Here is a 15,922-nt window from a genome sequence, read left to right on the forward strand (position 1 = left end):
ACAAAAAGATGAAGAAACTGGGGGAATGAGCAGATGATTGTGTTGGAGAAACGGCAGCAGCCGTCCAAAGCGTGGTCTTACGCGACCCCTTTGGTGGCCGTGCTGGCAACCATGGTTTTCGGCGGCATCCTGTTCGCCATTCTGGGCAAGAACCCGATCCAAGCCATTGGCACCATTTTCTGGGAGCCGCTGTTTGGCGAGTTCGCTTTCTACTATCGTCCACAATTGCTGGTCAAAGGCGCGCCGCTGGTTCTGATCGCCATTGGCCTGTCCTTGGGTTTCCGAGCCGGTATCTGGAATATCGGGGCCGAGGGGCAATACATCATGGGCGCTATCTTTGGCGCAGGTGCAGGTCTGGCCTTTTACCCGCTGGATGCGTTCTACGTTTTCCCGATCATGGTGATCGCCGGCGCATTTGGCGGTTGGCTTTGGGCGGCAATCCCAGCCTTCCTGAAGGTGCGTTTTGGCACCAACGAAATTCTCGTATCACTGATGCTGGTCTACGTGGCCGAGCAGATGCTGGCTTCGGTTTCGCTTGGCCTGCTTAAAAACCCCGAAGGGTTTGGCTTTCCCGGATCGCGCAATCTGCAATCCTATGAAAGCGCGCATAACGCTGAGTTGATCGCCGGATCGGGAATGCACTGGGGTGTGGTGACCGCGCTGATCGCTGTGATCTTTGCCTATGTCCTGCTGAACCGTCACATGCTGGGCTTCCACATTCGCCTGACGGGTGAAGCGCCTCGGGCGGCGAAGTTCGCAGGTGTAAACCCGGCACGTCTGATCCTGTTCTGTCTGGGCATGTCCGGTGCCCTGGCCGGGTTGGCGGGGATGTTCGAGGTCGCAGGCCCATCAGGTCAGGTCAGCATCGACTTTAACGTGGGCTACGGCTTTACAGCGATCATCGTGGCCTTTCTGGGTCGTCTGCATCCGGTGGGTATCCTGCTGGCAGGTGGCTTGATGGCGTTGACCTATATTGGCGGCGAAATCGCGCAATCCCAGTTGGGCCTGCCTGCTGCTGCCATTCAGGTCTTTCAGGGCATGCTCCTGTTCTTCCTGCTGGCTTTCGATCTTTTGACCAACTACCGCATCCGTGCGGCTCGTAATGAGGTGGCGTGACCCATGGACCTAGGTGAAATCAATCCCGTACTTCTGGTCGCCTCGCTTATGGTGGCTGCAACCCCCCTGCTGCTGGCGGCGATCGGAGAGCTTGTCGTCGAAAAAGCAGGTGTTCTGAACCTTGGCGTAGAGGGCATGATGATCGTCGGCGCAATCAGCGGATTTGCGATCTCTGTCGAAACAGGATCACCCTGGCTGGGGTTCATTGCAGCAGCCATTGGTGGCGCGGTTCTGTCCCTGCTGTTCGTCCTGCTGACGCAGTTTGCGCTGGCGAACCAGGTGGCCAGTGGTCTTGCACTTACCCTGTTCGGCCTAGGCTTCAGCGCGCTGATGGGTCAAAGCTATGTAGGTGTCAAACCGCCCAGCATGGGAGATATCCATATCCCGTTGCTCAGCGATATTCCTGTGATCGGCCCAATCCTGTTCCAGCATGATCCGATCCTGTATCTGGGCATCGCCTTGGTTGCGGCCGTCTGGGCCACGCTGAAATACACCCGCGTCGGTCTGATCCTGCGCGCAGTGGGTGAAAACCACGACGCCGCACACGCCTTGGGCTACAAGGTCATCAAGATCCGCATCCTGGCGATCCTGTTTGGTGGCGCCTGCGCGGGCCTCGGCGGAGCCTATATCAGCCTGATCCGCGTTCCGCAGTGGACCGAGGGCATGACCGCCGGTGTTGGCTGGATCGCTCTTGCGCTGGTGGTCTTTGCCAGCTGGAAACCATGGCGTGCATTGCTGGGTGCTTATTTGTTTGGCGGAATCACGGTGTTGCAGCTTAATCTGCAGGCCGCAGGCGTTGCCATCCCAGTCGAGTATCTGGCAATGTCGCCCTACATCATCACGATCCTTGTGCTTGTGATCCTTTCGGCCGACAAGAGCAGCGCACCTGCCTCACTGGGCCGGACCTTCCACGCCTCGCACTAGACGGGGCCAATTGAACCAACTTGGGGAGTAACCACATGAAATTCACTTCACTTCTTGCCAGTGCCGCGATGGTGCTGGGTCTGGCGACCGGCGCGGTCGCACAGGACAAAACAAAAGTAGGCTTTGTCTATGTCGGCCCAGTTGGCGACGGTGGCTGGACCTATGAGCACAACAAAGGCCGCCTAGCCGTGGAAGATCACTTTGGCGACAAGGTCGAGACCGTGTTCGTCGAATCCGTTCCCGAAGGCCCGGATGCCGAGCGTGTGATGACGCAGATGGCGCTGGAAGGCGCTGACCTGATCTTTACCACCTCGTTTGGCTACATGGATCCGACCATTAACGTGGCCAAGAAGTTCCCGGACGTTAAGTTCGAGCATGCGACCGGTTACAAGACTGCCGATAACGTCTCGGTCTATTCGGCCCGTTTCTACGAAGGTCGCGCAGTTCAGGGCCACATCGCCGGTAAAATGACCAAGTCGAACATTATCGGTTACATCGGTTCCTATCCGATCCCCGAAGTGATCCGTGGCATCAACTCGGCCTACCTCCACGCCAAAAAGGTAAACCCAGATGTCGAGTTCAAGATCATCTGGGCCTACACTTGGTTTGATCCGGCGAAAGAGGCTGACGCGGCTTCGGTTCTGATCGAACAAGGCGCGGACGTGATCTTGCAGCATACCGACTCGACCGCACCGCAGGCGGCCGCGCAAGAAGCGGGCAACGTGGTCACCTTTGGTCAGGCCTCGGACATGAGCGAATACGCTCCGTTCCCACGCGTGTCATCGATCATCGATGATTGGGCTCCCTACTACATCGCACGCACCCAGGCCGTCATGGATGGAACATGGGAAAGTGCCAATACCTGGGACGGTATCCGCGAAGGCATGGTAGCAATCGGCGAGATCTCCGATGCCGTTCCGGCCGATGTCAAAGAAGAAGCGCTGGCGCTGAAGGCCGCCATGGCTGCGGGTGAGTATCACCCCTTTACCGGCCCGATCAAAAAGCAGGACGGCAGCGACTGGCTTGCTGAAGGCGAAACCGCCGATGACGGTACACTGGCAGGCATGAACTTCTACATTGAAGGTTTGGAAGGCGAAATTCCGCAGTAAATCTTTGCACGAACACGCTGAAGGGCTGGCCATTAGGCTGGCCCTTTTTCGTTTCTATACGAGCACCTCGCCTAACCTTAACTAAATACTGTCTTGACGAGTGCCGGCACGACGGACCTGATGGGGTTAATGTTTTACCTGCCTCAACACGAAACGTAAAAATCCCATGGAGATCAAAGCGCAAGACCACAGCCGCTGGTGGATACTCGGCGCAATGGGCGCCATCTTGGGTGTTATTCTGCTGGACGAAACGGTCGTCAGCGTCGCGCTTCCGACCATCCGGGATGAGCTTGGCCTGTCTCTGCTGGAAGCGCATTGGGTGGTGAATATCTATCTGCTGGTGTTGGCTTGTTTTGCGGGCGCAGCAGGGCGATTGGGCGATGTTCTGGGCATTCGGCTTTTGCTCAGTGCGGGTTTATTGACTTTCGGCTTATCCTCTGCGCTGGGAGGGTTTGCCGAAAGCGGATTTGAACTGCTAACAGCGCGCGCCGCACAGGGCATCGGTGCAGCACTGATTTTCCCGCTGTCGCTAGTGGTTCTGATCCAGTCTTTTGACGAAAAGGAACGCGGGCTGGCACTGGGTTTATATGGCGGGATCGGGACAGTGTTCCTGTCAATGGGTCCGCTGGTTGGAGGCGTTCTGACCGAATATCTGTCTTGGCGCTGGATCTTCTGGGTCAACCCCCCAATCGTGCTTGTAGTCGCTCTGGTCGCCTGGGTTTTCTGGCGGGACCCGCCACACCAACGGGAGCGCGAGTTCGACCTGAAAGGCCTAATTCTACTGGTGACGGGGTTGGCGGTTATTGTGTTCGGTGTCATGGAGGGCCCGGACAGAGGCTGGGCACAGCCCGTAGTTCTTATGGCCCTGTCAGCGGGTCTTATACTTTTGGTGTTATTTGTCCGCGTCGAACAGAGGGCAACATCGCCTCTGATTGCCATCTCCTTTTTTGCCGGCCCCGGGTTTGCTGCTTCAAACATGATCCTGTTCACCGCACAATTCGGCAAGATTACTCTGTTCGTGTTCGGCGCATCCTACTTTCAATCAAAGCTCGGGTTTTCACCGCTGACTGCTGGTGTCGCCCTGTTGCCGATTGCTTTTCCGCAGATTTTCATTGCCCCGATGGCGGGGAAAATTGCTGATAAATTTGGTTCACGCGGCCCTTCTCTGACAGGTACAGCGCTGGGTGCGATTGCCATACTTATTGTCGCACTGGGAATGCATTTAGACGTCGCCGCGCTGATCTATGCTGGCTACTTCCTTTGGGGTTGTTGCGTGCCGTTTCTGTTTGTCCCCCCAAGGCGGGCCATCATGTCAACGGTACCACAAGCTCTGCACGGACAGGCAAGTGGCATCTCGATGACATTTCAGCTGCTGGGCGGTACGGTCGGGATGGCCCTGGGCAGTTCGGTTTTTGCCATAACCGGCTCGTTCACTCTGGTTTTCTGTTTTGTTGCGGCGTTCGCTGTCTGCGTTCTCGCGTTTGCTTACGCGTCCCTCGCCTTAGATAACAAACCCGGCCGCCCAGCGGTTTAAACCTCACACAGGCCGGATCTGAAATCAAAACGCGTGAATGGCTCAATGCCCGGTCAGCACCAACGTATTCACCGGCATCAGGATCAGACGCAGGCGCAAGCCCGCCGCGTGGACAACACCGATCGTGTCTATCACATGCAAGGCGGCGGCGTGCCAGAATCCCAGGTCTTCATGTTCCAGCCGTTCGTGGTTGTCGGTGTAGACATTCGCCAGACAATTGCTGCCGGGCGGTATGTCATCGGCCATGTTTTTGTACAGCGGCTCCATGTAGACCAAAATCGAGCCAGGCACCGTGTTGGCCTGGACATCGCGCAGCTCATCCGTGGGGCGTATCTGGCCCGACGGGATGACATCCTGCACCTCGACCACAACCATCGGGATGACAGTGAAGGGCTTGGTCATGCAACCCAGCTCTCCGATCATGCCCGGCTTGATGACCTGAGCGGCCATCTGGTTGAATGCAGCCTGAAACCGGTTATGGCCCGAGCTTGACGGAACCAGAATGCCCGCAGGCCGCAGCAAGGGGCTGACATAGTCGCCCACCTGAAGGCCGAATTGTTCAACCCGACCGGTCACACCTGCGCTTACGACTGTTTTGTCCAGCTCGGTCAGCGCGGCGTCCAACTGGGCGTTGGCGCTGGCCAGTTGGGCCGGGATCAGTTCTTCGATCTGCTGCACCACGGCGGCACGGCGGGATCGCGATGCGGTAAGCTGCGCTTCACGCTCGGCAACAAGGTTTTCCAACCGGTCGATTTCGGCCAATCGCACGGCGCTGGAGCCTTCGTCCCGCAGGGTGGTGTTACGCTCCAAATCCTCAAGCGATTGATCCAATGCAGCGCGCGCGCCTGCGATGCCTGCGTCGGCCTCGGCCAGATCGGTTTCCGCCACTTTCAGCGAGGCCTGAACCTGCGCGATCTGCGCATGCGCGGCCTCGACCTGTGCGGTTTGGGTGAAATCCTCGATCCGGAAAATCGGCTGGCCGGCAGTGACCTGCTGATTGTTGGTGACGTAAATTTCGGACACGCGACCACCGAGTTGAGGCAGAATTGTCACCGTTCGGAAATAGGACGCCGCCGTTTTACTGGCAGGGTGGAAGTAAAACAGCGTGGTGATCACGGTCAGCGCAAGAATGGCGCAGGTGGTCAGGCCCCAACGCAGTTCATACCACATGGTGAACAGTGTGATTTCATGGCCTATACGTTTGCCCTGTACGTAACGGCGAAATAAGTAATCCGGCAACACGGTGACCAGCGCGCACATCAGTGTTTCAAGCATCTCTTACTGCTCCTGCTGCGCGGTCGGTTGCGATGGGGCTGCGGCGGCGGGGTTATCAGTGCTTTTATTACCCAGCGATCGAATCGCGTCCGCAATTGCCCGCAAGGGAGCCGCTACATCCGGGAACTGGAAGCCAGCCACCAGTATGGCCGCCACCCAGAACAAGCCGTTATGGGTGAATAGCGCCAACAGTGCCAGGATCCCTACGAGCTGAAACTGAGGGTGATTTGATTCATGCGCGATTTTTTCAGGGATCGAATGCAGGGTGAAATAGCCAACGCCAATCAGCACGATCACCAGAACGGTAAAAATAAACATGAAGGTTAGCAAAAAGTCGCTGCCATCTGCCTGCGTGACGTATGAGGGGATATGCCCCGTGGCCATTGGATGTAATTCTGCCGGTGTCACGTCTTTCTCCGATTCCGATGATAGCTGCACTAAAAACAGGCCGGTCTCTTTGGTTCAAGTTTACATTGCGGAAATTACGCCTCATTTCCAATAGTGTTACGCATGCGAAGCTTTGCGCATGAATAAAAGCAGATCTCAAATCCACCCGTTTTGGGGTGATCCCAGGGCGGAGTTTCTAACATGATCGATTTCCTGGTCATCGGTGGCGGCATCGCCGGATTAAGCGCGGGCGCGCGTTTGTCCGAACATGGTCATGTCGTCGTGCTCGAAGGCGAAGACGCGCTGGGATATCACACCTCTGGCCGGTCAGCGGCGTTGTTTGAAAAGGGGTATGGACCACCTTCCGTGAAGACCCTGAATGCAGCGAGCGAAGCTTGCCTCAGATCGAACGGCTATCTGTCGCCGCGCGGGTTGATGCTGATCGCCGGGCATGATCAAGAAGATGAGTTTTTTCAGGATCAGGCTGACCTTCGTCTATCAGAAATCTCGGTTGACGAGGCCATTTCGCGGGTTCCGATACTGAACCCACAGACTGTTGGGTTTGCCGCCGCCAGCAGCGTTGCTTTTGACATTGATACCGACCGGATGATGCAAGATTTCGCACGTGTAATCCGGGCCAACGACGGCTTGGTTCTGACCCGTCAGAAGGTCAAAAGCATCACCAAAGTTGGGCACTGGTTTGTTGAGGCGGCAGAACCTTTCGAGGCTAAGGCCCTTGTGAATGCCGCAGGCGCGTGGGTGGATGAGATCGCCATGATGGCTGGCATTACACCGATCGGAATAGAACCGCGCCGGCGATCTGTGGCCCGTATTCCCGCCCCTGCCGGTCATGACGTGACCGGTTGGCCTTTGATGTTGGGCGCTGGCGAAGGCTGGTATGCGAAACCGGATGCCGGAAAGCTGATCGTTTCCCCTTGCGAGGCTGATCCGACCTTTCCCCATGATGCCTATGCGGACGACATGGTGTTGGCCGAGGGTCTGGCGCGGTACGAAGCGATGGTGACCGAGCCGGTCACAAGGGTCGAGGCGAACTGGGCCGGACTTCGCAGCTTTGCGCCGGATGGTACGCTGGTCTTAGGACCCGACCCTGCCGAACCCACGTTTATCTGGTCGGCAGCGCAAGGCGGTTATGGCTTTCAAACGGCACCGGCGGCCTCACAACTGGTGGCAGATTTGACGACTGGTGCTCGTTCAGAATTGGAGGCGGCGAGCGTTTTCGCCCTAAGGCCAGAAAGGTTACGTGGATGACAAAACGCAAACTCCCTGCAAATGCCAGCGTCGCGACGGTATCCGATGGGCAAAAATTGGTCGCTCCGGCGGCCAGCAGGAATGCCGACGCGCTGTGTGATCTGCTGGCTCAGTTCGCCCCTGTGTCCGGTCGCGCGCTGGAACTGGCCAGTGGTACAGGGCAGCACGTCGTGGCTTTTGCAAATCGATTGCCCGGTCTGGATTGGCAACCCAGTGAGGTTGAACCTGAACGACGCGCTTCAATCGACGCGTATGCCGAAGGCGTAGAAAACATAGCCCCTGCGATAGAACTCGATGCGGTTCAACCCGGCTGGCATATTGTTCACGGGGCAAATGACCTGATCCTCTTGATCAACTTGCTGCATCTGATCAGTTGGTCGGAGGTGGAAGCCTTGGTGACCGAGGCCGCGCTGGCGCTGAACCCGGGCGGTCGGCTAATCCTCTATGGGCCATTCATGCGCGCTGGCCGATTGACCAGTACCGGAGACCAGAACTTTCATGCTGCATTGAGCCAACAAGACCCGGACATCGGATACAAGGATGACGCCGATATTTTGGACCTGCTGCGTCGAGTTCAATTGAGTTTAATCGATGCTGTTGAAATGCCGGCAAACAACCTGGCATTTATCGCTGAAAGACCTGTAGTCTGATCAAGATCAAAGTCAGGCAGTTTCCATGAACATATTCACAAGATGATATGTTTAAAGGAAGCCCACAAATGAACTGGCAAGACAAGCTCTCGGATACCCGCAACAATTTGCGCAACCTAAACGCAGCAATCCCCGACACGGCGCGTGCATTCGGTGCGCTTGGAAAATCCGTCAAAGAGGGCGGTTCGTTGGATTACAAAACCAAAGAGCTGATCGCTTTGGGCATGTCTATCGCCGCCCGCTGCGAGCCTTGCATAACGCTACACACCGAAGCCTTGGTCAATGCCGGAACAAGCCGCGAAGAAGTGTCGGACGTTCTGGCTATGGCTATTCAGATGGGCGGCGGACCGTCGATGATGTATGCCGCCAAGGCACTGGAATGCTTTGATGAGCTGTCTGTATGAAAAAAGGCCCCGGAAAACTCCGGGGCCTTTGTTTGTTCAACCGTCTTTGCGGATGGTTTCGTTCTTCGGATCGTAGGGGCTATCGCAGGTCACGACCGCATCCCACAATTTGTCCTGAATCTTGACCTTCAGCTTAGTGCCTTCGACCGCCATCTCGGGCTTCACATAACCCATGCCGATGGATTTCTCGAACGCGACCGAGTATCCGCCCGAGGTCAAACGACCCACGCGTTCACCTTCCGGTGTGTACAGCGCCTCGCGGCCCCATGGGTCGGCATCGTCCGGCCCGTCGATCAGAAGGGTGCAGCACTTCACGCGCACACCGGTCTCTTCCAGCTTGTCCTTGCCGTAGAAATCTTTCGACAGATCAACAAAACGCGGCAGGTCGGCTTCCAGCGGGGTCGCGTCGCGGCCCAGTTCAGTGCCAAAGGCGCGATAGGATTTCTCCTGACGCAGCCAGTTCTGAGCGCGCGCACCGACCAGCTTCATACCGTGCTTTTCACCGGCTTTTTCCAGCAGGTCGAACAGGTAGTTCTGCATCTCGATCGGATGGTGCAGTTCCCAGCCCAACTCACCGGTATAGGCCACACGGATCGCGTTGACCGGGCACATGCCCAGTTCGATCTGACGAGCCGACAGCCATGGGAAGCGCTTGTTGGACAGAGCGGTTTCCGGATCGGCGTCTTTGATGACCTCTTTCAGGACATCACGCGATTTGGGTCCGGCGATAGCGAAAACGCCCCACTGGGTGGTCACGTCCTGGATCTCGATGTAGCCGAACTCCTCCATCTTGTCCTCAGCCGCCTTGCGCAGATAGTCCGCGTCGTACTCGGTCCAGGCACCGGCAGAGACGATGTAGTAGTTGTTCTCGCCATTGCGGACGATGGTGTACTCGGTGCGGGTGGTGCCGTGCGAGGTCAGCGCGTAGGTCAGGTTGATACGACCGACCTTGGGCAGCTTGTTGCAGGTGAACCAATCCAAGAATTGCGTCGCACCGGGTCCTTTGACGACATGCTTGGTGAAGGCCGATGCGTCGATCAGGCCAACGCCTTCGCGGATCGCTTTGGCTTCTTCGACTGCGTACTGCCACCAGCCACCGCGACGGAATGAGCGGGCGTCATGGTCGAAGTTTTCGGGTGCATCCAGCGGACCGAAATAGTTCGGGCGCTCCCATCCATTGACCCAGCCAAACTGTGCGCCACGCGCTTTCTGACGGTCATAGGCCGGAACAGTCCGCAGCGGACGGCAGGCAGCACGTTCTTCATCGGGGTGGTGCAGGATGTAGACGTGCTCATAGCACTCTTCGTTCTTGCGCGCTGCAAACTCGGTGGTCATCCAGTTGCTGCTGTAACGCTTGGGGTCCAGCGACGCCATGTCGATCTCGGCTTCGCCATCGACCATCATCTGCGCCAAATAATAGCCGGTGCCGCCTGCAGCGGTGATGCCGAACGAGAAGCCCTCGGCCAGCCAAATGTTGCGAAGGCCCGGAGCAGGACCAACCAGCGGGTTGCCGTCGGGAGTGTAGCAGATCGGGCCATTGAAATCGTCTTTCAGGCCGGATTCGGCGCAGGAAGGAACGCGCTCGGCCATTGCCATGTACTGATCTGCAATCCGGTCCAGATCCAGCGGGAACAGGTCCGCGCGGAAACTGTCCGGCACACCATGTTCGAACTGTGCGGGCGCGCCGTGTTCATAAATACCCAGAATCCAGCCGCCACGTTCCTCACGCGCGTAAGATTCGTTGTCGGCATCACGGACAACAGGGTGTTCTGGGTTGCCCGCTTCACGCCATTTGACCAGCTCAGGGTCTTTGTCCATGACGATAAAGGTATGCTCGACCGGGATCGCGGGCATCTTGATGCCCAGCATCTTGGCGGTGCGCTGCGCGTGGTTGCCCGATGCAGTCACGACGTGCTCGGCGGTAATCACCACCTGCTCGTCAGACGGGATGAGGTTGCCGCCCTTCTCGACCATCTTTGTGCAGGTCACTTCCCAGTGAGTGCCGTTCCAGTGGAAGGCATCGGCCTGCATCTTGCGAACAATATCAACGCCGCGCTGACGGGCACCCTTAGCCATCGCCTGCGTCACGTCTGCAGGGTTAATGTAGCCGTCTTCGGTGTGATATATCGCACCCTTCAGGTCCGATGTCTCAATCAGCGGCCAGCGTTCCTTGATCTGCTCGGGCGTCAGCCATTCGTAGGCGACATCACAAGTTTCAGCGGTGGACGCATAGAGCATGTATTCATCCATGCGCTCTTGCGTTTGTGCCATGCGCAGGTTGCCAACGACGGCAAAGCCTGCGTTTAGGCCGGTCTCTTCCCCAAGCTGCTTGTAGAAGTCGACCGAGTACTTGTGGATGTGTGTCGTTGCATAGGACATGTTGAACAGCGGCAACAGCCCTGCTGCGTGCCATGTCGAGCCCGATGTCAGCTCGTCCCGCTCAATCAACATCACATCGTCCCAGCCTGCCTTGGCCAGGTGATATGCAATCGAAGTGCCGACGGCACCACCGCCAACGACCAGTGCTTTGACTTGGGTTTTCATTACCGGGCGTCTCCCCTTGAATTCAGTTGACACCATATGGCGCATTTGAATGCCCCGGCGCGACATTCATCCGACCAGTGATATAAAGAAAACGACCCGTGCATGGCGCAGAGCGTCGATTTTTCAGGTGAAAGGTTTCAGTTGCCCCCGACAGAGCACCGTTTGCTACTGCCTAACGTTGCACAGGATGATTGGCCTAAACCACCCTTCCTGACTTTGACCTCACCTGATGGAGCAACCAGAGGCTGGCGTTCATCCGATTTTGCGTCGGCGTGGGCCACTTTGCCCATCAATCCCTTAATGAACCCACCGATACCACCTGTGCTGGCCACTTCGGTTTCCACCTCGCTCAGCGCAGATTCAAGCAGCAAGTTCTGGGTGCGAATGTAAGATAGCTGCGACAGTTCCTGATTTTCGAAGACTTCGCCGTTGGTGATGTCCATGACGCCTTCAGAGTTGAAGCCAGAATTGCTTAAGGTATTCACCACCAGAGCGGCCGCATCCACATTTTCCAGCTTTTCCTGACCCAACCTTAGCTGCGCGATTTGCATCGTTTCATAAAGATCGTGCATTTCATCCGCAATTTCGGGCTGCCGGGTCAGAGGGACCTCGGTTCCCTTTCCCACAACCAGCGCTGGATGCGGCAACATTGCGTTCAGGCCTGCGTAATCTACCAAGCCAAGAAACTCTCGGATCGTCGCATCGCTGGCATCTGCATGAAGGCGGATTACAACCTCTTGATCAAAGCCGATACGGCCTGTGAACGCGCGATAGTTGGTCTTTTTGGTATCATCCAGCAGATTTCCGGTTGTTTCGATGAAAGCGACGCCGTCAATCATCGCATACCCTTGTTCGGCCTTCATCCCATCCAGAAACGCATCCTGCGCACTCAGCGCCAATCCGGCCAAAGTGTTTCGTGCCGCTTGGGGTTTGAGGGTGATATCAAGCCAGATCAGTTCATCTTCTTTTGCGTAAACAGTGCCTGTCTCATCCAGTTTTCGAAGCGCACCGTCTTTACCGGCGGCGTTGAGCTGAAGCAATTCGGCGGGCCCGCTGATCGAACTGACAAGGGGTACTGCCCCAAATTCTGAAAGAACTCTGGAGACTGCCTTGGCGTCGGGCTCGGTCAGGGCATATTGCGCCCACCCTTCTGGGGGGCTCGGAAGAAAGGCTTTTGCACCGGCATCCCATAGCTTTTGACGTTCTCGCGCCGCTTGTTTCACTTCCCGCTCTTTTTGGCTTTGATCGAACCGAGCTGAGATGGTTTCAACATAACCGGTCAACGAAAGCGTATCGTCTGTTTTTTTATCCTGCTGGAAGTAATCTAGCCCCGCGACGACCAGACCAACTATCAACGCAAACCCAATGAACCTTAGCGCGCCCATTATGACCTCAAAATCAATTGCTGCTCATTTTCGCAATTGATAGCCGCAGAATTGGGCACCCTTGTGGCTCTGAGGCGGAATTCCCAAGGATGCGCCGTTTCTACGTGTTCAACAGGATCTTTCCGGGGTTCATGATGTTATCGGGGTCCAGTGCCTTTTTGATGGCAGTCATATACGTGACCGCTGGTCCAAGCTCTTTGACCAGGTAGGGCTGTTTGCCCTGTCCGATCCCATGTTCGCCCGTGCACGTGCCTTCCATCGAAATAGCCAGATCATTCAGCCAACCGACGAATTCGTCAGCTTTGCTGATTTCGTCCGCATTTTCCATGTCGATCAGCAGCAAGGAATGAAAGTTGCCATCCCCGACATGCCCAACCACCGGGGCCATAAGTCCTAGCTCACGCGCTTTGTCCTGAGTCGCTGTGACGCACTCTGCCAAACGCGAGATCGGGACGCAGACATCCGTGGAAATTCCCCGCGCGCCCGGACGCAGTTGCAAGGAAGCCCAGTACATATCATGCCGGGCCTGCCAGAGTTTATTGCGTTCCTCAGTCGTTGAGGTCGCCGCAAAATCGGTGCCACCGAACTCTTCCGCGATCTGGTTGAAGGTTTCGGACTGTTCGACCGCACCGTTTTCCGATCCGTGGAACTCGAGCAAGAGCAATGGCGTTTCCGGCAGGCTCAGCCCGGAATAGGCATTAGCGGCCTGGACCGACATTTCATCCAGCAGCTCAATCCGCGCCACCGGAACACCATATTGGATCGTCATCATGACAGCCTGACAGGCCGCATCCACAGACGGAAATGAACAACGGGCCGAGGTGATCGCCTCGGGGATGCCCTGTAGGCGCAGGGTAAGTTCGGTGATGATGCCCAAAGTCCCTTCGGCCCCAATCAACAGTCGGGTCAGGTCGTAACCGGCCGAGGATTTCTTGGCTCGGTGCCCGGTTCGGATAATCTGCCCATCCGGCATGACCGCCTCAAGACTAAGGACATTGTCCTTCATCGTGCCATAGCGAACCGCATTGGTCCCAGACGCCCGCGTCGCCGCCATTCCACCCAACGAAGCATTCGCGCCGGGGTCAATCGGAAAAAACAAACCCTGATCTCGCAAATGGGTATTCAGGTCTTCGCGCGTCACACCCGGCTGTACGACGCAATCCAGATCACCCGGGTTCACAGCCAGCACCTTATTCATCTGGGTCAGGTCAACCGAGATACCACCAGCGGGCGCATTTACATGGCCTTCCAATGACGTACCCGTTCCAAACGCAATCACTGGCACCTTGTGTGTTGCGCAGGTTTTGACGATCTCGGATACCTCCTGCGTTGAGCACGGAAAGACCACGGCATCCGGGGATTGGTTTTCGATCCAGGTGGTCGTGTGACCATGCTGTTCGCGGATTGCCTGACCGGTTTGCAACCGGTCGCCAAATTTCTGCTTCAGGATGCCGACAGCTGCCTCAATCCCCACTTCGTTTCGCGGCATAGCAACTGCCTGCACCATGGTCTTCCCCTTTGAAACGCCGAGCTATTCGCCCAGCGCAATTCCTTCACGACGTGGATCGGCACCGCCGACCAGCACATCCCCGATCTCAATCGCATGCAGGCCCGATGTCAGGTCGCGCGGGTTCACTTCAAAACCCAGCTCGATTAGCGGATCCGAGAACCCTTCGGCGGCGGTTCCCACTTCGACATCATAAGTGCCAAAACGATTGACGAGATGCGGCAGTGAAAGAGCTTGCTGCACATCCATGTCCCAATCTGCCCAGGCGATGATCGACTTGGCAACATAGCCGATGATACGGCTGCCGCCCGGCGATCCGATGGCCAGAACAGGCGCGCCGTCCCGCATCACAATTGTCGGGCTCATCGACGAGCGTGGGCGTTTGCCTGGCTCCAACCGGTTGGCAATCGGCACACCGTCACTGTGCGTTTTGAACGAGAAATCCGTCAATTCGTTGTTTAGCAAAAACCCGTTTGTCATCAGCCGTGAACCGAACCCGTTCTCAATCGTCGTCGTCATCGACAAAACGTTGCCATACTGATCAACGATCGAGATATGCGAGGTCGAGGGTAACTCGATCGAGACATCGTCGGCCCAATTCGACGCATGATCGAACTCGGGGTTACCCGGTGCGACCTCTGTCAGAGCGGCTTCTCCGCCTAACAGAGAGCCACGGTCGGACAGATAAGATGGATCAACCAAGCCCTGCGTTGGCATGGGAACAAAATCATGATCGGCCATGTAGCGACCGCGGTCGGCAAAAGCCAGACGCGAGGCATCACCGATCAGGCGCCATGCATTGGTGTCTTCGGGGCCCATCGCAGCCAGATCATAGCCGTCCAGCATGCCCAGAATCTGACCAACGGTCAGCGCGCCTGACGATGGCGGGCCCATTCCGCAGACCTCATAGGCGCGATAGGTTGCGCACACTGGTTCACGCTCAATCACCTGATATAGCGCCAGATCAATTCCCGACAGAACGCCCGGGTTGCCTTCGGCGTTGCGTACGGTGCTGACGATGCCAGCGGCAATCTCACCACCGTAGAAACCGGCCGAGCCTTCCTCGGCCAAAATATGCAGAGTTTCGGCATAGGCCGGGTTGGTCAGGCGTTGCCCCTGCTCAAGCGGCTTACCGTCGGGCAGGAAATATTCTGCGGTTGCAGGAAAGCGCGACAGGCGTTCGGCATCCTTTTCGACCAGGCCAGCAAGGCGCGGAGATACCAGAAAACCGGCGTCCGCCAACGCGATGCCATCGGTAAACAGGCTTGGCCAGGGACTGCGGCCCCAGCGCCGGTGTGCCTCTTCCAGCAAGGCCGGTGTCCCGGGTGTGCCCACCGACAATCCGCCGACAACCGCATCAAAGAACTTCAGCGGTTCGCCGTTTTCGTCATGGAACAGCCTGTGGTTCGCCTCAAGCGGGGCCGTTTCACGCCCATCCAATGTCGTCAGCTTGCCCGATGCAGCGTCATACCAAACCAAAAATGCACCGCCACCAAGGCCCGACGATTGCGGTTCGACCAACCCCAGCACAACCTGAACGGCGACCATTGCATCAGCCGCCGACCCGCCAGCGCGCAAAACCTTTGCGCCTGCTTCAACCGCCAATGGATTCGCAGCAGCGACCATCCAGTTTTCAGATGTGACCGGCTGCCCTGCCATCTTGGCCTCAAGCGCAGCGATCACCTCTTCGGTCAGGCCTTGCACCTGCCCCTCGGACGCGCCTTCGGGCGCAACGGCATCCGCCGTTTCCTGAGCAGTCAATGGTCCTGCCAGCACCACCGCCGACAGCAACACTCCCGAAATCAGACTTCGTTTCAT

13 protein-coding genes are annotated in these 15,922 nt (G+C 57.1%); 7 read left to right on the top strand and 6 right to left on the bottom strand.

Annotation, left to right across the window (positions count from 1 at the left end; all coding sequences use genetic code 11):
* Positions 1-33: 33 nt before the first annotated feature.
* The 4 genes from AC2FIB_RS05865 to AC2FIB_RS05880 all read left to right on the top strand — a co-directional run bounded on the left by AC2FIB_RS05865 (position 34) and on the right by AC2FIB_RS05880 (position 4,683).
* Positions 34-1,116: an ABC transporter permease gene (locus tag AC2FIB_RS05865; protein ID WP_496733804.1), complete on the top strand. Its 1,083-nt coding sequence runs from the start codon at positions 34-36 to the stop codon at positions 1,114-1,116.
* Positions 1,117-1,119: 3 nt separating this feature from the next.
* On the top strand, positions 1,120-2,040 hold the full coding sequence (locus AC2FIB_RS05870; protein WP_108859238.1) for an ABC transporter permease: 921 nt from the start codon (positions 1,120-1,122) through the stop codon (positions 2,038-2,040).
* Between the two features lie 35 nt (positions 2,041-2,075).
* A complete protein-coding gene (locus AC2FIB_RS05875; RefSeq protein ID WP_496733802.1) occupies positions 2,076-3,149 on the top strand; it encodes a BMP family ABC transporter substrate-binding protein in 1,074 nt (357 codons plus the stop codon).
* Between the two features lie 166 nt (positions 3,150-3,315).
* Positions 3,316-4,683 (top strand): MFS transporter, encoded by a 1,368-nt coding sequence (locus AC2FIB_RS05880; RefSeq protein ID WP_496733801.1) that lies wholly within the window; start codon positions 3,316-3,318, stop codon positions 4,681-4,683.
* A gap of 42 nt (positions 4,684-4,725) precedes the next feature.
* On the opposite strand, the gene AC2FIB_RS05885 is transcribed toward AC2FIB_RS05880, so the two are convergent.
* The gene (locus AC2FIB_RS05885; RefSeq protein WP_496733799.1) at positions 4,726-5,958 is read right to left on the bottom strand and encodes an HlyD family secretion protein; all 1,233 of its coding nucleotides are present in this window, start codon (positions 5,956-5,958) and stop codon (positions 4,726-4,728) included.
* Positions 5,959-5,961: 3 nt separating this feature from the next.
* Complete coding sequence (locus AC2FIB_RS05890; protein WP_496734209.1) at positions 5,962-6,342, bottom strand: hypothetical protein; 381 nt, start codon at positions 6,340-6,342, stop codon at positions 5,962-5,964.
* Between the two features lie 204 nt (positions 6,343-6,546).
* On the opposite strand from AC2FIB_RS05890, the gene AC2FIB_RS05895 reads away from it, so the two are divergent.
* The 3 genes from AC2FIB_RS05895 (at position 6,547) to AC2FIB_RS05905 (ending at position 8,668) form a co-directional block, all read left to right on the top strand.
* A complete protein-coding gene (locus AC2FIB_RS05895; protein WP_496841811.1) occupies positions 6,547-7,614 on the top strand; it encodes an NAD(P)/FAD-dependent oxidoreductase in 1,068 nt (355 codons plus the stop codon).
* On the top strand, positions 7,611-8,264 hold the full coding sequence (locus AC2FIB_RS05900) for a DUF938 domain-containing protein (protein ID WP_496733797.1): 654 nt from the start codon (positions 7,611-7,613) through the stop codon (positions 8,262-8,264). Before AC2FIB_RS05895 ends, AC2FIB_RS05900 begins: the two co-directional genes overlap by 4 nt.
* A 68-nt stretch (positions 8,265-8,332) precedes the next feature.
* Positions 8,333-8,668 (top strand): carboxymuconolactone decarboxylase family protein, encoded by a 336-nt coding sequence (locus AC2FIB_RS05905; protein WP_496733795.1) that lies wholly within the window; start codon positions 8,333-8,335, stop codon positions 8,666-8,668.
* Positions 8,669-8,704: 36 nt separating this feature from the next.
* Here the strand turns inward: AC2FIB_RS05905 and AC2FIB_RS05910 are convergent, their stop codons facing one another.
* From AC2FIB_RS05910 to ggt, 4 genes are all read right to left on the bottom strand, one after another.
* Positions 8,705-11,212 (bottom strand): GcvT family protein, encoded by a 2,508-nt coding sequence (locus tag AC2FIB_RS05910; protein ID WP_496733794.1) that lies wholly within the window; start codon positions 11,210-11,212, stop codon positions 8,705-8,707.
* 137 nt (positions 11,213-11,349) lie between these two features.
* The gene (locus tag AC2FIB_RS05915) at positions 11,350-12,597 is read right to left on the bottom strand and encodes a hypothetical protein (protein WP_496841812.1); all 1,248 of its coding nucleotides are present in this window, start codon (positions 12,595-12,597) and stop codon (positions 11,350-11,352) included.
* Between the two features lie 100 nt (positions 12,598-12,697).
* Positions 12,698-14,104 carry an FAD-binding oxidoreductase gene (locus AC2FIB_RS05920; protein WP_496733791.1) on the bottom strand — a complete coding sequence of 469 codons (1,407 nt, stop codon included), beginning with the start codon at positions 14,102-14,104 and terminating at the stop codon, positions 12,698-12,700.
* Between the two features lie 24 nt (positions 14,105-14,128).
* Complete coding sequence (gene ggt, locus AC2FIB_RS05925) at positions 14,129-15,922, bottom strand: gamma-glutamyltransferase (RefSeq protein ID WP_496841813.1); 1,794 nt, start codon at positions 15,920-15,922, stop codon at positions 14,129-14,131.

The organism is Ruegeria sp. YTSA072 (assembly GCF_059610285.1).